The sequence below is a fragment of the Azospirillum aestuarii genome, from assembly GCF_016632405.1.
In the GTDB taxonomy this organism is placed as follows: domain Bacteria; phylum Pseudomonadota; class Alphaproteobacteria; order Azospirillales; family Azospirillaceae; genus Azospirillum; species Azospirillum aestuarii.
Genome location: NZ_JAEPIV010000020.1, coordinates 74288 through 92538, shown reverse-complemented (window position 1 = coordinate 92538; position 18251 = coordinate 74288). Strand labels below are relative to the sequence as shown.

15 protein-coding genes are annotated in these 18251 nt (G+C 64.7%); 4 read left to right on the top strand and 11 right to left on the bottom strand.

What is annotated here, in order from left to right:
* Nucleotides 1–46: 46 nt before the first annotated feature.
* The 9 genes from JJL56_RS24875 to JJL56_RS24835 form a co-directional block, all read right to left on the bottom strand.
* Nucleotides 47–769, bottom strand: coding sequence for an ABC transporter ATP-binding protein (locus tag JJL56_RS24875; RefSeq protein WP_014199493.1), 723 nt, complete (start codon nucleotides 767–769; stop codon nucleotides 47–49).
* The gene (locus tag JJL56_RS24870) at nucleotides 762–1547 is read right to left on the bottom strand and encodes an ABC transporter ATP-binding protein (RefSeq protein ID WP_137118772.1); all 786 of its coding nucleotides are present in this window, start codon (nucleotides 1545–1547) and stop codon (nucleotides 762–764) included. Before JJL56_RS24870 ends, JJL56_RS24875 begins: the two co-directional genes overlap by 8 nt.
* 47 nt (nucleotides 1548–1594) lie before the next feature.
* Nucleotides 1595–2395 carry a crotonase/enoyl-CoA hydratase family protein gene (locus JJL56_RS24865; RefSeq protein WP_174436764.1) on the bottom strand — a complete coding sequence of 267 codons (801 nt, stop codon included), beginning with the start codon at nucleotides 2393–2395 and terminating at the stop codon, nucleotides 1595–1597.
* 60 nt (nucleotides 2396–2455) lie between these two features.
* Nucleotides 2456–3601 carry an acyl-CoA dehydrogenase family protein gene (locus tag JJL56_RS24860; RefSeq protein ID WP_200486700.1) on the bottom strand — a complete coding sequence of 382 codons (1146 nt, stop codon included), beginning with the start codon at nucleotides 3599–3601 and terminating at the stop codon, nucleotides 2456–2458.
* Between the two features lie 31 nt (nucleotides 3602–3632).
* A complete protein-coding gene (locus tag JJL56_RS24855) occupies nucleotides 3633–4694 on the bottom strand; it encodes an acyl-CoA dehydrogenase family protein (protein WP_200486699.1) in 1062 nt (353 codons plus the stop codon).
* A 77-nt stretch (nucleotides 4695–4771) separates the two neighbouring features.
* A complete protein-coding gene (locus JJL56_RS24850) occupies nucleotides 4772–5980 on the bottom strand; it encodes an ABC transporter substrate-binding protein (RefSeq protein ID WP_174443602.1) in 1209 nt (402 codons plus the stop codon).
* Between the two features lie 62 nt (nucleotides 5981–6042).
* Nucleotides 6043–7035: an NAD(P)-dependent oxidoreductase gene (locus JJL56_RS24845; RefSeq protein ID WP_338084174.1), complete on the bottom strand. Its 993-nt coding sequence runs from the start codon at nucleotides 7033–7035 to the stop codon at nucleotides 6043–6045.
* A complete protein-coding gene (locus JJL56_RS24840; protein WP_174436768.1) occupies nucleotides 7032–8468 on the bottom strand; it encodes an aldehyde dehydrogenase family protein in 1437 nt (478 codons plus the stop codon). The genes JJL56_RS24845 and JJL56_RS24840 overlap by 4 nt, the downstream gene beginning before the upstream one ends.
* A gap of 63 nt (nucleotides 8469–8531) precedes the next feature.
* Nucleotides 8532–9827 (bottom strand): CaiB/BaiF CoA transferase family protein, encoded by a 1296-nt coding sequence (locus JJL56_RS24835; protein ID WP_345772637.1) that lies wholly within the window; start codon nucleotides 9825–9827, stop codon nucleotides 8532–8534.
* Between the two features lie 233 nt (nucleotides 9828–10060).
* Here JJL56_RS24835 and JJL56_RS24830 point away from each other — a divergent pair, with 233 nt between their 5' ends.
* The gene (locus tag JJL56_RS24830; RefSeq protein ID WP_247891232.1) at nucleotides 10061–10906 is read left to right on the top strand and encodes a helix-turn-helix domain-containing protein; all 846 of its coding nucleotides are present in this window, start codon (nucleotides 10061–10063) and stop codon (nucleotides 10904–10906) included.
* 365 nt (nucleotides 10907–11271) lie between these two features.
* Here JJL56_RS24830 and JJL56_RS24825 read toward each other — a convergent pair whose 3' ends face one another.
* A complete protein-coding gene (locus tag JJL56_RS24825; RefSeq protein ID WP_174442104.1) occupies nucleotides 11272–11982 on the bottom strand; it encodes an IS6 family transposase in 711 nt (236 codons plus the stop codon).
* A gap of 38 nt (nucleotides 11983–12020) precedes the next feature.
* Between JJL56_RS24825 and JJL56_RS24820 the strand changes: the two genes are divergently transcribed.
* The 3 genes from JJL56_RS24820 (at nucleotide 12021) to JJL56_RS33965 (ending at nucleotide 17032) form a co-directional block, all read left to right on the top strand.
* Nucleotides 12021–12518 (top strand): response regulator, encoded by a 498-nt coding sequence (locus JJL56_RS24820; RefSeq protein WP_174436178.1) that lies wholly within the window; start codon nucleotides 12021–12023, stop codon nucleotides 12516–12518.
* A gap of 822 nt (nucleotides 12519–13340) precedes the next feature.
* Nucleotides 13341–16535 carry a PAS domain-containing protein gene (locus tag JJL56_RS24815; protein ID WP_174436174.1) on the top strand — a complete coding sequence of 1065 codons (3195 nt, stop codon included), beginning with the start codon at nucleotides 13341–13343 and terminating at the stop codon, nucleotides 16533–16535.
* 107 nt (nucleotides 16536–16642) lie between these two features.
* Nucleotides 16643–17032, top strand: coding sequence for an HD-GYP domain-containing protein (locus tag JJL56_RS33965; protein ID WP_345769632.1), 390 nt, complete (start codon nucleotides 16643–16645; stop codon nucleotides 17030–17032).
* Here the strand turns inward: JJL56_RS33965 and JJL56_RS24810 are convergent.
* On the bottom strand, nucleotides 16989–18251 hold the full coding sequence (locus JJL56_RS24810) for a sensor histidine kinase (RefSeq protein WP_174436173.1): 1263 nt from the start codon (nucleotides 18249–18251) through the stop codon (nucleotides 16989–16991). The two genes, JJL56_RS33965 and JJL56_RS24810, sit on opposite strands and share 44 nt — an antisense overlap.

Genomic DNA, 18251 nt, shown 5'->3' with positions numbered 1-18251 from the left:
CGCTTGTTGGGTTTTGATTGTTGGACGGCAGGTGGTTTCCGTGCCGTCAGACGCCCAGATAGGTGTGGAGCTTGTCCATGTTCTGGGCGAGCTGGTCGTTGGGGATCATGTCCACGACATGGCCTTCCTCCATCACGTAATGGCGGTCGGCGATGGTCGCGGCGAAGCGGAAATTCTGCTCCACCAGCACGATGGTGAAACCGCGCTGCTTCAGCTTGCGCACCGCCACCCCGATCTGCTCGATGATGACGGGGGCCAGCCCCTCGGTCGGCTCGTCGAGCAGGATCAGGTCGGCGCCGGTGCGCAGGATGCGCGCGATGGCCAGCATCTGCTGCTCGCCACCCGACAGGCGCGTGCCCTGGGTGGTGCCGCGCCCCTGGAGGTTGGGGAACAGCTCGTAGATCTGCGGCACGGTCATGCCGCCCGACTTCACCACCGGCGGCAGCATCAGGTTCTCGTCCACGCTGAGGGAGGAGAAGATGCCGCGCTCCTCCGGCACGTAGCCGATGCCCAAGCGGGGGATCTTGTGCTGCGCCATGCCGATCAGCTCCTTGCCCTGGAAGCGGATCGAGCCGTTGCGCTTGCCGACGATGCCCATGATCGAGCGCATGGTGGTCGTCTTGCCGGCGCCGTTGCGACCCAGCAGCGTCACCACCTCGCCCTGGCGCACGTCGATGTTGACGCCGTGCAGCACATGGCTTTCGCCGTAGAAGGCCTGGAGGTCGCGGATTTCCAGCATGGTGGTCTTCACGGTCGCGCCGTCAGGCATGGCCCACCTCACCCGTGCCAGCCCCCGTACCCATGTAGGCTTCCATGACCTGCGGGTTGCGCGATACGACGTCGTAGGAGCCCTCCGCCAGGATCTCGCCGCGGCGGAGTACGGTGATGGTGTCCGACAGGTGCGCGACGACCGACAGGTTGTGCTCCACCATCAGGATGGTGCGGTCGGCGGAGACGCGCTTGATCAGCGCGGCGGTGCCCTCGATGTCCTCGTGGCCCATGCCGGCCAGCGGCTCGTCCAGCAGCATCACCTCGGGGTCGAGCGCCAGCGTGGTGGCGATCTCCAGCGCGCGCTTGCGCCCATAGGGCAGCTCGGCGGCGGTGTGGCCGGCCCAGGGGGTCAGGTTCACCGCCTCGATCAGCTCCTCGGCGCGGGCGTGCAGGTCGTGCAGGCTGGCCTCCGGCTTCCAGAAATGGAAGCTGGTGCCGCGCGGCCGCTGCAATGCGACGCGGACGTTCTCCAGCACGCTGAGGTGCGGGAAGACGGCGGAGATCTGGAAGGAGCGCACCATGCCGAGCAGCGCCACGTCGGCGGGCTTCATGGCGGTGATGTCGCGTCCCTTGTAGAGGATCTGGCCGCGCGTCGGCGTCAGGAACTTGGTCAGCAGGTTGAAGACCGTGCTCTTGCCGGCGCCGTTCGGGCCGATCAGCGCGTGGATGGTGCCGCGGCGAACCTGGAGGTTCACCCCCTTCACCGCGATGAAGCCTCCGAACTCCTTCGAGAGTCCGCGCGCTTCGAGGATGATGTCATTGGTTCCGGTGATCATGCCCGCTGTCCCAAGTCCTGTCTCGTTCGGCCGTGGCGTCCATCCTTTCAGTGTCCGGTGAAGCTTGGCGGCCTCTTGCCCAGCAAGGCGGCCACCGCTTCCTTGTGGTCGGCCGTCGCGTGGGCAAGCGCCTGCATCGCCGCCGACAGCTCGAGCAAATGGTCGAGCGTGGCGCTGCGTCCTTCTCTCAGCAGCCGCTTGGTCATGCGGACCGCGTGGGGTGGGTTGGCGGCGATGCGCATCGCCAGCTTGCGGGCTTCGGCGAGCAGCTCGTCGTCCGGCACCACCTTCGATACGAGGCCGCAGGCCAACGCTTCGGCCGCGTTGATCGGATCGCCGGTCAGAGCCATCTCGCAGGCTTTGGAGAAGCCAACGACGCGCGGCAGCAACCACGCTCCGCCATCGCCCGGCACGATGCCGACTTTGACGAAGCTCTCCGCGAACACGGCGCGTTCCGCAGCGATCCGGAGATCGCACATGCAGGCGAGATCGCAACCGGCACCGATGGCCGGGCCGTTCACCGCGGCAATGATCGGGACCTCCAGCGCCTCGAAGGCCAGGGGAAGCCGCTGGATCCCAAATTTGTAGTTCCGTCGGGTTTGGGCCGGCAAAGGGTCGTTGATTCCGCCCTGCTCACCCATCGTTCTCAAGTTGCCGCCGGACGAGAAGCTCGTCCCGGTGCCGGTCAGGATCGCCGCACGGATTGACAGATCGCGGTCAATCCGGTCGAGCGCCTCCAGCATCGCCTCAATCATGTCAGGGTCGGAGATGGGGTTGCGGGTTTCCGGCCGGTTGATCGTCAACGTGACGATCCCGTCGTCGTTCTCGAAGATGATTGGATCGGACATGGGTGGAATTCCTGATAAGCCGGTGTGGGTCGCCGACGGACGGCTGAAGGGAGGAGCGTGTCAGCGCAGCCCCAGGCCCCGCGCGATGATTCCGCGCAGGATTTCCCGCGTGCCGCCACGCAGGGAGAAGGCCGGCGCGTTGAGGATGGAGTAGCCCAGGACAGCCGACAGGGCGTCGTGCGACCGCAGGTCGGGCTCCATCGCCATAAGCTGTCGGGCGATCTCCGGAATCTCCTGCTCGACCAGGGCGCCCAGATCCTTGACGACCGAAGCCTGCAAAGCGGGATTGCGGCCATCTTGCAGCATGCCGGCCACCGACCTCGACAGGCGGCGGAGAACGACCAGCTGGACGCCCAGCCGACCGAGTGCGCCCGCCGCATCCGGCGTCATCTGGCTGCCAAGCGCCCGCACCAGTTCGACAAACAGCACGAAGGTCGACAGGAAGCGTTCTGGGCCGCTGCGTTCATAGGCCAGTTCGCTCATCACCTGGTTCCAGCCGTCCCCCTCCTGCCCGATCAGGGCGGAGTGCGGCAGAATCACGTCTTCAAACACGACCTCGTTGAAGTGCCGCGCCCCCGACAGGTCGGCGATGGGCCGGATGGTGATGCCGGGAAGTGTCAGGTCAACCAGGAACTGGCTGGTCCCGCCGTGCCGATCGTTCGCAGCGCCGGTGCGGCAGTAGAGGATCATGGCATGGGCATGGTGGGCATAGGTCGTCCACAGCTTGGTGCCGTTGACCCGCCAGCCACCCTCCACCGGAACGGCGCGCGTGCGCACCGCCGCGAGATCGGATCCGGAATCAGGCTCGCTCATGCCGATGCAGAAGAAGAACTCGCCGGCGGCGATGCGCGGGAGGATGGTGCGCTTCTGTTCCTCGGTCCCGACCTTCAGCAGCAAAGGGCCGCTTTGCCGGTCGGCGATCCAGTGGGCGGCAACCGGAGCGCCGGCCGCCAGCAGTTCCTCCAGAACGACGTAGCGTTCCAGTGCGCTGCGTTCGTGTCCGCCATACTGCTTGGGCCACGTCATGCCGATCCAGCCGCGCTGCCCCAGCTTGCGGCTGAAGTCGGCATCGAACCCACTCCAGGAGCGGATGCGTTTGGCGGCGGGATAGCCGGCCAGTTCCGCCGCCAGGAAAGCGCGCACCTCGGCACGCAGCTCGGCCGTGTCCGGCGCCGTCGGCGGCGCCGGGAATGAAAAATCTTGCATCGAGGGATGTCTCCGGGAAGGGCAGCGCTGATCAGAGAGCGGCGATCAGCGGCCAAACTCCATCGGCGCCGGCCTCGGCCATGCGCTGTCCGAACAGGCGATTCCAGTGCGCCTCGTTCCCAAACTCGTCGCGCCAGGACCACAGGCGCTTGGTCAGGAAATGCAGGCTGTGTTCATGGGTGAAGCCGATGGCGCCATGCACCTGATGGGCTATGGTCGCGACCACACCCGCCGCCTCGCCCGCCCGCGCCTTGCCGGCGGCGACGGTCAATGACCGGGCCCCCTGAGACAGCCCCTCGGCGGCGAGGTCGGCGGCCCCGGACGCGGCGGCCGCGTGGCCCGCCATGACGGCCAAGGACTGCTGGATTGCCTGGAACTTGCCGATGGGGCGGCCAAACTGAGCGCGCTCGTTGGCGTAGCCGACGGTCATTTCCAGCACGCGCCCGATGGCGCCGGCCATCGCGGCGGTGCGCAGGGCCGCCCCCATCGCCATGAGGTCGCCGATTTCCATTCCTTCGGGGAGAGGGGCAACCGCCGTGTCTGGAACCGGGCCGTCCACGAACAGGCTGTCGCGCGGTTCAACGGCCAAATTATGAGCCGATTCCGTCCGGACCTGCCCATCGCCGAGCCGGACGGCAAAGGTCTGTCCACCCGCCTCGGCCAGGACGAGAACGGTCCGTGCCGACCGCGCCCAGGGGACGCGGTGGGCGGTCCCGGACAGGCGCCAGCCGCCGCTCGCTCGTTCCAAATGGAACCGATCGGTGGGGCGGACCGGCGCCACGGTCACCGGTCCGGAGGACAGAGGCAGTCCCGCGGCGGCCAGGAAGCGGTTCGCCAGCATGGTTTCGGCCAGGGGCAGTGGCACGGCGTTGGCTCCGGCGACGCGGATCACCATCGCGGCGTCCACGTCGTCGAGTCCGACCCCGCCATCCTCCTCGCCAACCATGGCGAGGGGCAAGCCCATCTCCTCGATCAGGGTCCACTCCTCGTCCAGCCAAGCGCCGGTTTCGGCGCCCAGCAGACGTTGCGGGGAGATGCGTTCCGTGAACAGCCGGTTGGCCGTGTCGCGTACGATCTGACTTGTCTCGCTCACGTTTGGATCTCTTGGCATGAAGGGGAGGGTGCGATGACGACGACCGCGCGCCGGGAGCGAAGAGTGCCGCCCCCTTCCTATTTCTTGAGCAGCGGGCACTGGCTTTCGGCGACGGGGCGGAAGGCCTGCTCGCCGGGCACCGTTCCAACCACCTTGAACAGGTCCCAGGAGTCGCGCGATTCCTCAGGCTTCTTCACCTGGACCAGATACATCTCGTGCAGCATCCGGCCGTCTCCGCGCACGGTGCCGCCGTCGGCAAACATGTCCTTTACCGGCGTGGCCCGCATGGCCTCCATCACCGTGTCGGCGTTGTCGGTGCCGGTCGCCTCAACCGCCTTCAGGTAATGCAACACCGCGGAATAGGTGCCCGCCTGCACGCTGGTCGGGCGCTTTCCGGTCTTGGCGTGGAAGCGGTCGGACCAGGCGGTGGTCTCCGGAGTGCGGTTCCAGATGAAACCGCTCGACATCAGGATGCCGGCCGCGTCGGACAGGCCGATGGCGCGGATGTCCGGTTCGAAGGCGAGCAGAGCCACGACCTTGACCTTGCTGTCGTCGAGAATGCCGAATTCCTTGGCCTGCTTGATTGCGGTGATGGTGTCCTGGCCGGCGTTGGCCAGAGCGATGACCTTGGCACCCGAGGCTTGGGCCTGCAGCAGGTAGGAGCTCATGTCCTGCGTGGGGAAGGGATGACGGACGCTGCCGACGACCTTGCCGCCATTGGCGTCCAGCACCTTGCGCACATCGTTTTCCAGGTCATGGCCGAAGGCGTAGTCGGCGGTGATGAAAAACCAGGTGTCGCCACCGCTCTGCAAGGTTGCTTTGGCGTTCACGGTGGCCAGAGAATAGGTGTCGTAGACCCACGACACGCCGTAAGGAGAGCAGGACGCGTTGGTCATGCCGGACGTGCCGGCGCCGGTGTTCAGCGCCACCTTCTTCGAGCGGACCGCCACCTGCTGGAGGGCAAGGCCGACCGACGATGTCACCATGTCCGCGATGGCGTCGACCTGCTCGGTATCGAACCATTTTTGAACGACGGAGCTGGCGATATCCGCCTTGTTCTGGTGATCGGCCTTGATGATCTCAATAGGAACGCCCTTGACCTTCCCACCGAAATCCTCAGCCGCCAATTCGGCCGCGACCACCGAGCCGTTGCCGGCGATGTCGGTGTAGACGCCTGACAGGTCGGTGATGACGCCGATCTTGACCTTGTTGTCGGAAATTCCTTGCGCGAAGGCCACCTGTGTCAGCGCAACGAGCGACGTGGCCAGAGCCGCCAAAGTCTTCATGATGCTCTTCCTCCCAAACCTGGTTTTGCTTTTCGCGGTGGTCGTGCCGGTGCCGTGTCCGGTCAGTCCGGCAGGCGCGGCGGGGTGACGCCGGCAATGTCGCAGGCGTAGTCGAGCAGTGCGGAGAAGTCGCGCTGGGCATAGGCGCCGCCGCGGGCGGCGCCGAGCGCACCGGCCGCCGCCAACCCGACCGGCAGGCCGAGACGCTGCTGCGCGGCCGCCGTCAGCGCCAGCATCAGATCCTTGTGGGCAAGGTCGATGGTGAAGCCGGGCGCCGTGTCCCCCTTCAGCACCTTGGTCGCGAAGTTGATCTGGAACTGGCCATTGGTCGCCGTGGTCCCACCCGACACCGCCTTCATCACATCCACCGGCAGGCCAAGCTTGGTCCCCAGCAAAATGGCCTCTGCCGTCAACTGCGCGCCGATCACCGCCAGGTAGTTGTTGACGATCTTCATGCGGGTGCCGGCCCCCTCCGGGCCGCAGCGGTGGACGGTCGTCCCCATGGCGTTCAGCATCGGTTCGGCGCGGGCGAAGCCCGCATCGCTGGCCCCGACCATGAACAGGGATTCGCCGCGCTCCGCATGGCTGACCAAGCGGCCGACCGGAGCGTCAACGAAGGCGATGCCTTTCTCCAGACACGCCGCGGCGACCGTGTCCGTGGTCTGCGGGTCGACGGTGCTCATATCGATCACCAGCGAGCCCGGCCGGAGGCCGGCGAGAACGCCTGCACCGCCTAGGATCACCTCGCGCACCTGCGGAGGGGCGGGCAGCATGGTGATGACGACGGTGGCGTCCCGCACGGCGGCGGTGACGTCGCCGGCCGGGCGTGCGCCCAGCGCAACCAGCTTGTCGAGCTTGCCCTGATCGAGGTCGAAGCCGATGACCGAAAAGTTCTTGCGGACCAGGTTGGAGGCCATCGGCAACCCCATGGCGCCAAGCCCGATGAACGCGATCGTCTCTGACATTTTCTCACTCCCCTTCGAATGCCGCCGGCGCTGTAGCGCCGTCTGGCTTGCTGGCCGACTTTTTGGTTTGGCTGTTCCGTCCGGCGTCAGCCGGCGATGCCGTGGTTGATGTACGCGGTCTTGCCTTCCGTGAAGAACTCGACGGCCGCGCTGCCCTGCTCGCGTCCGCCATAGCCCGAGGGGCCGCGGCCACCGAACGGGACGTGGTAGTCGATGCCGGCTGTGGGAGCGTTGACCATAACGAGGCCGGCCCGCGAACGGCGGCGGAAGGTTTCGGCCGATGCCAGCCCACGCGTGACAATGCCGCTCGACAGGGCGTGGTCGCTGTCATTGGCGATGGCAATGGCGTGATCGAGCCCATCAGCCGGTATGACGCAGGCAACCGGGCCAAACACCTCGTCACGGTTGATCCGCATGGCGTTGTCGGTGCCGACGAACAGGGTCGGTTCCAGAAAATAGCCGTCCCCATCCATGCGTCCGCCGCCGAAAGCCAGCTCCGCGCCTTCGCTGCGCGCATCCGCGATGCAGTGCAGGTCCTTGGCGAGCTGGGCTTCGCTGACGACCGGCCCCATGTCCGTCGCCGCGTCCATGGGATCGCCGACCCGCAGGGCGGCGATCCTCGTCACCAGCCGTTCGACGAAAGCGTCGTGCACCCGGCGGTCGACGATGATGCGGCTGGTCGCCGTGCAACGCTGTCCGGTGGAATGAAAAGCACCCTGCAACGCGATGTCCACCGCCAGTTCCAGATCGGCGTCGTCATGAACCACCAGAGGGTTCTTGCCGCCAAGCTCGAGCTGGACGCGGGTCATGCGGGCGACCGAGCGTTCCAGGATCGCCCGGCCAACACCCGGCGAGCCGGTGAAGCTGACCGCGTCGGCTCCGTCGACCAACGCCGGTCCCAGCGTCCGGCCGTCCCCCACCACCAGATTGAAGGCGCCGGCGGGCAGCCCCGCGCGGTGCAGGATGTCCGCCAGTTCCCAGGCGCAGGCCGGCGTGACTTCCGAGGGCTTCAAGACCACCGTGTTGCCGAAAGCGAGCGCATAAGCGGTCTTCCAGGCGGGAACCGCCATCGGGAAATTCCACGGCGTGATCAGGACGACGACGCCGACAGGTTCACGGCTGACCATGGCGGTGGTGCCGTCGCGCAGACCGGGAAGGGCTTCGCCACCCTGGCGGAGCGGTTCCCCGGCGGCGTAGTGGAAGATCTGCGCGCTGCGCCGGACTTCGCCGACGCCTTCACGCAGCGTTTTGCCTTCCTCTCGCGTCAGCAAAGCGCCCAGTTCTTCGGCGCGGGCGTTCAACTCGTCGCCGACCCGCCGCAACACGTCGGAGCGGGTCTGCGGGTTGCTCGCCGCCCAACCCGGCAAGGCCGCGCGTGCGGCGCCGAGCGCCTCTTCCGCCTGCGCGACCGAGGCCCAGGCATAATGGCCGATTACCTCGCTTGGACGCGCCGGGTTGCGGTTCGCGTCCAGTCGGACACCGTCGACCAGACGTCCGGCGATCCAATTCCTTCGTTCCATCATCTTCTTGGTCTCACGTCTTCGATGCGGCGGGCCGTTGGCGCCGGAAAGGTCATAGGAAGGCCGTCACGAGCGACCCGCGGTGCCGATCACGCCACCGGCGCGCAGCTCCTCAAGCTCGTTTTCGGTGAGGTCCAGCAGGTCGGACAGCACCTCGTCCGTCTGCTCCCCCAGACGGGGCGGGACACGCCGGTAGCAGGCCGGGGTCCGGGACAGGCGCGCCGGAAAGCCGACGATCGGCACCGGCGTGCCGCCGGGCGTCTCCAACCGATGGACAAGACCACGGGCCACCACTTGCGGATCGTCGAACACTTGATCGATGCGATTGATCGGACCGGCCGGGACCCCGCCGCCGGACAGCGCTTCGATCAGGTCCGCGGACGTCCACCGTGCCATGCTGTCCGCCAACGTGGCCTCCAGCTCCGCGCGGTGGGCCTGCCGACCGGGGTTGCTGGCGAACCGTTCGTCCGCCAGCAAATCCTCGCGATCCAGCAAGCGACACAGGGCACGGAATTGCCCGTCGTTGCCGACGGCGACGATGATGTGGCCATCGGCCGTCGCAAAGCAGCGATAGGGGACGACATTGGGATGTCCGTTGCCGAGCCGCTTCGGCACCTGACCACCAACCAGCCAATTCATGCCCTGGTTGGCGAGCACGGCGACCTGGGTATCCAGCAGAGCGCAATCGATGTGCTGGCCCTCGCCGGTGCGATCGCGGTGGCGCAACGCCGCCAACACGGCAATGGTGGCATAAAGCCCGGTGAACAGGTCCGACACCGGCACGCCAACTTTGAGCGGCTCGCTGCCGGGTGTCCCTTCCGGCTGGCCTGTAACGCTCATCAGCCCGCTCATGCCCTGGATCAGGAAATCATAGCCGCCGCGGGGGGCGTAGGGGCCGGTCTGGCCAAAGCCGGTGATGGAACAGTAAACCAGGGCGGGGTTCTCCCGCTTCAGGCTCTCGTAATCCAAACCGTAGCGAGACAGGCCGCCGACCTTGAAATTCTCCAGGACAACGTCGCAGCTTCGTGCCAGCCGACGGACGAGAGCCGCCCCTTCCGGCTTGGCGATGTCGATGGCCAGTGACCGCTTGTTTCGGTTGCAGCTCAAGTAATAGGCGCTGGGCGGATCGTCGGTTCGGTCACCCGGTGCGGGCCGCAGGTTGGGCGGCCCCCAGGAACGGGTGTCATCGCCCTTTTCCGGATGCTCAATCTTAATAATGTCGGCGCCGAGGTCGCCCAGAATTTGGGACGCCCAGGGACCGGCCAACACACGGCTGAGGTCGAGCACCCGCAGCCCAGCCAGGGACATCGGGCCGGCGGCACGGTTGCCGGCTTCGTCGTGGGGTGATTCGGGCAAGGTCACAATGAGTGGTCTCCGGCTGCAAGCGTCACCGTTCCGGACCTGGAACGGGAGCCTCCCTTTTCACTTCCGACGCCTGGAACTTGCATTTCCCGGCGCCGCGACCATTTCACTCTGTGAAACGCTCATTTCATTATGGATAGGCTAACGGGCCCTCTGATAAAAGGCAACCGTCTTTTCAGCTTGGTCAAAAAACAGCGGGACGGACGGATGGCCCCTCCAACAATCCGTTGGCGATGGCGACATCGCTGGTGGACCCAAGTCCAGACGCCAAACAAGGGAACGTGACCTCGATGCCTTCCTTCAAACCCGTTGCGGCCCTGACCCGAGGCCTTGACGTCTTGCGCATCGTCAACGAACTGCGCGATGCGTCCGTTGCCGCTCTGCACAGGGAGACGGGGCTCGATAAGGCCACGATCGTGCGAATGCTGGAGACGCTGGAGCATGAAGGTTACGTGACCCGCAACCCATCCAACTCAGGGTACGTCCCGACCGGGCGCACGCTGCAGCTTAGCCGCGGTTACGACCTGCACCACCGGATTGGGCTGCTGTGCGAACCGATCCTGACGGAGTTCCGGCAGGCGATCGGTTGGCCATCCGACGTGGCGCTGTTCGATCACGACGCCATGATCGTCGTCCAGACGAGCCGCGAAACGGGACCGCTGTTCTTCAATCGCCGCCCTGGTTTTCGCGCGCCGATCTTGGAAACCTCCATTGGGCGGGCTTATCTCGCATTCTGCGCCGACAGCGAACGGGAACGCATTCTTGCGCGCCTGAGGCCCCGCACCGATCCCGCCAACGCCCTGGCCAGCGATCCGCAACGCCTTGAGGCTCTGCTCAGCGATGTGCGGGCCCGAGGTTTCGCATGCATGGATGACTCTTACAGCGACCGTGAATATTCCGGCCAGCTTTGGGCCATGGCGGTGCCGGTGCGTGACGAGCAGGGTATTCTTGCAACGCTCAACATCATGATGCTGCGCAGCGCTGTTTCTCCAGAAGCCGCCCAGGAGCGATTCCTTGATATGCTCATAACGAACGCCAACCGACTTGCCCATGTCCTCCGTCATGCTTCTTGGGGGTAACGAGATGGCTGTGAGTGACCTTGTTGGACGCTGTTAACGTCGCGACTGATTGAGCTGAGGGCCTGAACACCCGCTTGCTGGATGGTTCAGGCAGTCAGGGTGTAGAAAAGCGTGCAGGCTGAGTTCATCCACGCAGTCAGTGCTGAGGTGTCGAGGGCCACAGCGTTGGCGAGAACTTCGCTCGTCGGGCGGTGCATAAGACGCGCTGATGGAGCAGAGTTCACTTGGCGTGGCCGAACATCTGCCGCTTGATGAACTTCATGCGGTTGATCGGCCCCTGGACAGGGCCATTGCTCCAGGGGGTACTGTCAACTTCACGGCCGGTTGACGAGCTGAGGGTCTGAAGAACCTGCGTTTTGGATGGTTCAGGCGGTCAGGGCGAGGCCGGTCACCTCGCGCCAGATGGTGAAGGCGCGCGCTCGGGTGTCACGGTACTCGGTGGCGGAGATCAGATGGCGGCGGAGCTGGAAATGGTTGTGGATCGGGCTGTGGGTGGAGAGGAACCTCTGGGCATGCCGGACGGATTTGAACCTCTTCATGTGCCGCTCGCGCCGTCGGGTTGGTTGATGTGACACTTCGCAGGCGTTGTTCAGGTAGCGGCTTTGCCGATGCTCGCTGCCGAGCTTCAAGTCCTTCTTCGCTGCCGCGTAGGATTTCAGCTTGTCGGTCACCAGGACACGCGGGGCATAGCGCAGCCCCTTCAGCAGCTTGCGGAAGAAGCGCTTGGCTGCCTTCGTGTTGCGGCGGCTCTGGACCAAGATGTCGAGAACCACGCCATCTCGGTCGATGGCGCGCCACAGATAGTGCTGCTTGCCGCGGATGCGGATGAACACCTCGTCGAGAAACCACTTGTCGCCTGGCTTCGGCCGGCGACGCCTGAGGGTGGTGGCGAAGTCACGCCCGAACCGGAGGCCCCATTCCCGGATGGTCTCGTAGCTGACTTCGATACCGCGCGCCGCCAGGATCAGCTCAACCTCGCGCAGGCTCAGGCTGAAGCAATGGTACAGCCATACGGCCTCGTTGATGATCGCCGCCGGAAAGCGGAAGCCGCGGTACGGGTTGATGGATGTGCTCATGAACAGAAACCTGCCACGGACAGGGTGCGCCCGCCAACCTGACAGCACCGTGGCTGCCGCAGGCGGCGACGGCGGTTCAGGCAGCGGAGCCGGCGGAAGCCTCGGCCGTTGACGCATCGTCCGCCACCATCCTGGTCGTCGACGACGACGCGCTGATCGCCATGAGCACCGTCGACATGCTGACCGACCTTGGGCACACCGTTCTGGAAGCGCATTCGGGTGCGCAAGCGCTCGACCTGCTGCGTGATGGCTACGCGATCGACTTGATGCTGACCGACTACGCGATGCCGGGCATGACCGGTGTTGAACTAGTTGAGGCGGCCCGCGCGCTCCGACCCGACCTGCCGGTCCTGCTGGCGACGGGCTATGCCGAGTTGCCAGAGAGCACGGCCACAGACCTGCCGCGGCTCGCCAAGCCGTACACGCAGCATCAACTCGCGGCCGTGACAGCCAAGCTGCTGGCGAAAGCAACGAAAACGGCGATGTCCGGCGAGCGGAGCGGTGCTCTCCCATCCGTCTCACGAAAATCGGTCTGAGCCCGATGATTGCAGGTCCGTCTCAGCGAGTGTGGGCATAATCTCACTGAATCCGGGTTCACGGAGAGCGATGGTCTCACCGAATGTGGGCCGGAAACGGCCGATGAAATCGGGTCGGACCGTCGATGATTGCAGGCCGCCACACCTATGGTCTGATCATACGACGCTCTTTCGCGGGAACCACCCGATGCGCTGGAGTTGAATGGGCGCCTTCACAGGCAGCTCCTCATGACGAGCGGTTCGCGGCAGGGCGATGACCAACCTTGCAGCTCAAGAGGTAGCAATCATGAGGTCATTCATCTGAAAACGCGAATCACGCTGAATCGTTCGCCATCGTCCTGGTTATCTTGCGCAAAATTTGTTCAATATTGCTTTTACGAGGCTCGGCACGATGGTCGATTTTCCGCCAAGCATAGCGCTCGATGGGTGCCGGACCGCTTACTTATGCCTCCGTCAGACACAGTATGCATGCACCGACGAGACTGCCCAAAAAGAAGGCATTCTGTGTTTTTCCTCTATGGCGAAGAATTACGCCGAGATGGTGCTGCGCCATGGAAATATAATCCAGCGCTGGGAAGCAAAACAATTGCTCAAAAAAGTTCTGCGAGCTTGCGGGAGTGAAGATTGATTTTCATAGGGAGGCGTCCTCCCGGACAGAGTGTAGGAAAGAAGTTGTGGCGGTTTCTAATAGGACTGACAGCCCTGCCTCAAGGCATATGCCGATACCTATCTTTCGGACGGCGGTATTTTTGTCCAATCACATACCCGCGTATTTTTGTATAATGCTCCAGGGAAGAAAAGGGCGGCCCTTGGAGACAGGAATTGCTGAAGTCCTTACAGAAGCGAGCGCCTCGTAAAAAAGCCAACCGCCTGCTGTCATTCCTCCTGCTCATTGCTGCTCCGTTGCTGGCGTTCGAGCTCTTTCCGATCATGCAGCTTCATACGACCCGTGAGGCCGAGCTTCGACAGGATGCCAGCCACTTTCTCGACCTTGTGGACGCGGAACAAAGACGGATCATACAGCACATCCATGACATCCTGTTCGCTCTTACCGAAGCGGGGGTGGGGCGTATGGACGCCACGGCCTGCCAAGAAGTCATGTCCCGGATCAGGGGCAAGTATCCGAGCTACATGGCAGTGGAAATCTCCGACGCGAACGGTGCCGTATGGTGCTCGACAGACTCCATGACGGTGGGGCGGGTGATTGCAGACCGGCTCCTCCAGGATGCGGCGAGCACCGATGGCATCGTCACAGGCCAGTCAATGCGATCGCCGATCACGGGACAACCCGCCATTCCCTTCGCCCGTGCTCACCGCCGGGAGGATGGAGATTATCATGGAGTGATTGCGGCACTTCTCGACACCGCTTGGCTGCGGGAGTCCCTCACACAGGACTCTTTGCCGGACAACACCTGTCTCCTTGTCGCCGACCGTGACGGAACGGTTCTCGCAACCATCCCTGACGCACCGGAACTGGCCGGCCGCTTGTTGCCGGAACCGTTCGGTGCTTTGTTGCGCGAGGCGACCAAAGGTGTGGTTGAATTGGCGGGGATGGACGGTCGGCCACGGGTGTTTGCCTATTCACCGGCAACGTCGGGTGCCCGGGGTCTGTATCTGCACGTCGGGCTCGACAAAGCGACGGCGATGCGTCCCATCCACACCGCAACCTTCTGGACCGTGGCCATCTTTCTTGGGCTGCTCCTGACCACGGGCCTCGGCGCCCTGTGGGGTATACGCCGTTTTCTGAGAGTGCGCGAAGAGGCCCAGCACTCCGCCCGCAAAGTCAGCGTGTTGCTGGCCAACACCGTGGATGGCATCATCGAGTTCGATCGGGACTGGCGATTCCTCGGACTCAACGACATGGCCAGGACCCTGGTCGCTCAAGGCCGCGACCTGCTCGACATGCGGCTGTGGGACGCTTTTCCCGAACTCGCCGAAGGCCAACTGGCGGATGAGTTGCGCAGGGCCATGACCGAACGGGTTCCGGTGGACGTCGAATTCCGCGGTCCGCAGACCGGCCGCTGGTTCTGGCTCCGAGCGTTTCCCACCCCGAGGGGCCTGACCGTCCATCTGTTGGACATTTCCCGACGGACGATGGCCGAAGAGGAACTTCGGGCAAGCAACGAACGCCTCAGCTTGGCCCTGCAGTCGGCTCAGGCCGGCAGTTTCGACTGGGATTTGCGCACTGGGCGCGGGCACTGGTCGGAGGGCAGTTATCGCCTGTTCGGCTTGGACCCGGAGAGCGATGCTCCCTGCTTGGAGTCCTGGCTCCGTACAGTGAAACCGGACGATGTCGAAACCATCACGGCCGCGGCTCAGGCGCAGCTCTTCGGTGAGCGGAAGCCCTATCTCGTACTGGAATACCGCATCATGCTCCCGGATGGGGCGGTCCGATGGGTGTTATCCACCGGACGTGTCCACTACGACACGGACGGCACGCCGTTGCGCATGAGCGGCCTGAACATCGACATCACCGAGCGCAAGTCCGTGGAGGCGGCCTTGCAGCGGAGCGAACGTAATCTCGCCATTGCCTTGAACGCCGCAAACGCCGGTCTGTGGGATCTTGATCTCCGCACTGGCGTCGTGACCTGGTCGGACGGCATGTACCGTCTGTTGGGTGTCGATCCGACGACGTTCCACCCCAGTGAACCCGCGTTCTACGACCTGGTTGTTGCGGACGATCACCCGGTGTTGCGGCAGGCCGTGCAGGACGTGCTCGAAGGCCGGCGGCCGGTTTACCAAGCGGAGTTTCGCATTTCGCATCCGGGAAAGGGGGTCTGCTGGTTACTGGGAGTGGGGCGGGCGGAACATGATGGCAGCGGTCGTCCAGTCCGCCTGAGCGGCATGAACATGGACGTCTCCGAGCGTCGGGCAATGGAGCAGGCTCTACGGGATGCCAAGACCCTGGCCGATGAAGCCAACCAGTCCAAGTCCAGATTTCTGGCCGCCGCCAGCCACGATTTGCGGCAACCGCTCCAGTCGGCTTTGCTGTTCGCTGGCGTTTTGCAGTCTCATGCCCTCGAGGACCGGGGCCGCCGCTCGTTGATGGCCCTGGAGCGTGCCTTGGACACGTTGAAGGCCCTGCTCGACAGCCTGCTCGACGTTTCTCGCTTGGATGTCGGAACGATTGTGCCTCAGGTCCGTGACATGCCGCTTGCGTCGCTGCTGGATGAGATGCGAGCCGCTTATTCACCGATCGCGGCGAGCAAGGGTCTGGAACTCCATGTCACCGACCCCGGACCAACTCTGGCGGTGCGAAGCGATCCGGTGCTGCTCGGTCGCATATTGCGCAATCTGGTCGAGAATGCTTTGCGCTACACCCCTGAAGGCTATGTGCGGGTCGTCTGCGACATCGCTCCCGACCGCGTGAGCATCCAGGTTCACGACAGTGGAATCGGCATATCCGCCGAGCAGATGGGTCGGGTGTTCGAAGAGTTCCATCAGGTCAACAACCCGGAACGCGACCGGAGCCAAGGGTTGGGTCTGGGGCTTGCCATCGTGCAGCGGCTCTCCCAACTGCTTGATCACCCGGTGACCGTACGCTCCGAACCGGGGCGTGGATCGACCTTTGCGGTCGATGTCCCCCTTGCGAGCGCCGCGGGGACAAGTCCGCCCCGGCCCAAGCCGGTTGTAACGGCCGACGGGCAACGGCGTTTGGCTGTTCTGATCGATGACGACGTGATCGTGCTCTCCGGGTTGCGGACATTGTTCATGGAGTGGGGCTACGAGGTCGTCATCGCCGGGTCCGCGGCGCAGGCTCTCGAAGGTCTGCGAGACATGCCGCGTGCGCCGGACCTTGTCGTCGCGGATTATCGACTGCGAGGAGGCGAAGTCGGAACGGACGCCGTCGCCTCCATCCGCGCACAGGCTGGCCATCCGATACCCGGCATCATTCTGACCGGGGATACGGGGTCTGACAGCGAACGCCACGCCACGGCCCTCGGTGTGGCATTCCTCCGCAAACCCGTCGCCTCCAATCAACTCCTTGCCGCTGTGCAGGAGCTTCTCGGCAGTTGATCCAACCTTGTCGCTGAGTTGGTTCGATCCGCATCGGGTTTGGAAAAGGCCGTCCTGCTCGTATCACGCCGTTGTGGAAACGCCTTCGCTTTGTGCACGGCAAGGGCATGCCCATTGATCATGCCGCCAAGCGCGTTCTGGGAGCATCCCAACGGCCTTTCCGCGTGGCCATTCCACTGGAAGCGCGCATTGTCGCGGTCGCCGACGTGTTCGACGCGCTCACGTCGGAACGTCCCTACAAGGGAGCGTGGACGAACGAGGCCGCGGCGGCTTTCCTCTGGAAGCAGGCGGCCCGGAAGTTTCAATCCGGACTGCGTCGCGGCTCTCCTTGCAGACATGAGCGCCATCGCGGCCATCCAGCAGCATTTCTGCGATACCCCTTCGAGCGGGTTAGTGGCTGGCCGCTGACGCTGGTCACGGTGCCCCCTCGGGCAAGGGCTCTCGCTCGCCCGCCTATGGACGTGCGACAGAACCAGCCACTGGCAGGGCGACGCTGATCGTTGTTCCCGCCCCTGGGCGGGATTCCACCGTGATCGGATAGCCGAGGTGATCCGCCAGCGTCTTCACGATGGACAGGCCAAGGCCCAGGCCAACGACCTCATCTCCGGCTTCGATGCGGTAGAACTCTTCGAAAATGTCGGCCAGGGAACTCTCCGGGATGCCTCGGCCGGTATCGGAGACGTCGACCCATACCTTGCCGCCGGCAGTGCGGCAAACAATTCGGATTTCCCCGCGGTCGGTGTACTTGATGGCGTTGTCGATAAGGTTGTGGAGAATGCGCGACGCAAGCAGCCGGTCCGTGCGCACCGTCACCCCTCTGCCACTCCCTTCCATGCGCCAGTCGAGCCCCTTGGCTGCGGCGGCCAGTTGGAACGTCGCTGTGGCGTGCGTCATCAGATCGTCCAACGGGACGTCTTCGATCCGGACGGCGATCGTGCCGTCGTCCATCCCCACCAGATCCTGCACGCCATCCATCAGTCGCTTCACCACGCCCAGGCAGTGCTTCATCGTCGACACGTAGATTTCCCCGCGGTCTGTGACCCGGGACGACAGGGCGTGGGTGGCGAGGGTCAGGGCATGGACCGGTTGGCGCAGGTCATGGTTCAACGTCGCAAGGAGCCGGGTGCGCGCCGTGTTGGCCCGCGCCAGTTCCTTGGCCTGCGTCCGTGCGGCTTCGGCCGCCTCCTGCAACGATTCAAGCAGGCGGACGTTGGACAGCGCCAGGGCCGCCGATCGGGCGATCGCCAACAGGAGGGTGACGGTGCCCGTGTCGGGCGTGTGCCGCGCTGCCCAATAGGCACCAATGGCGGCGATGGGCTCTGGCGCGCCGACCGGCACCATCACGAGGCTGCGCACGAAGGTGGGGCGATAGGCTTCGTGTGGAATGCGCGGATCGGCGTAGATGTCCGGAATGACCGCCGGTTGCCCGGTCAGCATGGCCCAGCCCGAGATGCACGTGCCCATGGGAAACCGCTGCCCCTTCCACAGCGGGCTGATCGCGTTCTCCTCAACGTAATGGCACAGGTCGCCATCGCGCAGCACGATGGTGACGCCGTCGGCGCCGGTCAGGCGGCGCGCGGCCGCCCGGAGGATGGAGACCACGGCCGGCAGGTCATGGGCAAAGAACAGGCGTTCGTTGAGATCGACGAGCGCCGTCAGATGGTCGGCATCGCGCAGGGCGGACGGTTGCAGGGCATCGGTATCGGCAGCGGGCAT

Excerpts from the sequence above, each read along its gene's own strand:
- JJL56_RS24875 (WP_014199493.1), bottom strand. The coding sequence starts at position 769 with ATGCCTGACGGCGCGACCGTGAAGACCACCATGCTGGAAATCCGCGAC.
- JJL56_RS24870 (WP_137118772.1), bottom strand. The coding sequence starts at position 1,547 with ATGATCACCGGAACCAATGACATCATCCTCGAAGCGCGCGGACTCTCG.
- JJL56_RS24865 (WP_174436764.1), bottom strand. The coding sequence starts at position 2,395 with ATGTCCGATCCAATCATCTTCGAGAACGACGACGGGATCGTCACGTTG.
- JJL56_RS24860 (WP_200486700.1), bottom strand. The coding sequence starts at position 3,601 with ATGCAAGATTTTTCATTCCCGGCGCCGCCGACGGCGCCGGACACGGCC.
- JJL56_RS24850 (WP_174443602.1), bottom strand. The coding sequence starts at position 5,980 with ATGAAGACTTTGGCGGCTCTGGCCACGTCGCTCGTTGCGCTGACACAG.
- JJL56_RS24840 (WP_174436768.1), bottom strand. The coding sequence starts at position 8,468 with ATGATGGAACGAAGGAATTGGATCGCCGGACGTCTGGTCGACGGTGTC.
- JJL56_RS24830 (WP_247891232.1), top strand. The coding sequence starts at position 10,061 with ATGGCGACATCGCTGGTGGACCCAAGTCCAGACGCCAAACAAGGGAAC.
- JJL56_RS24825 (WP_174442104.1), bottom strand. The coding sequence starts at position 11,982 with ATGAGCACATCCATCAACCCGTACCGCGGCTTCCGCTTTCCGGCGGCG.
- JJL56_RS33965 (WP_345769632.1), top strand. The coding sequence starts at position 16,643 with ATGCCCATTGATCATGCCGCCAAGCGCGTTCTGGGAGCATCCCAACGG.
- JJL56_RS24810 (WP_174436173.1), bottom strand. The coding sequence starts at position 18,251 with ATGCCCGCTGCCGATACCGATGCCCTGCAACCGTCCGCCCTGCGCGAT.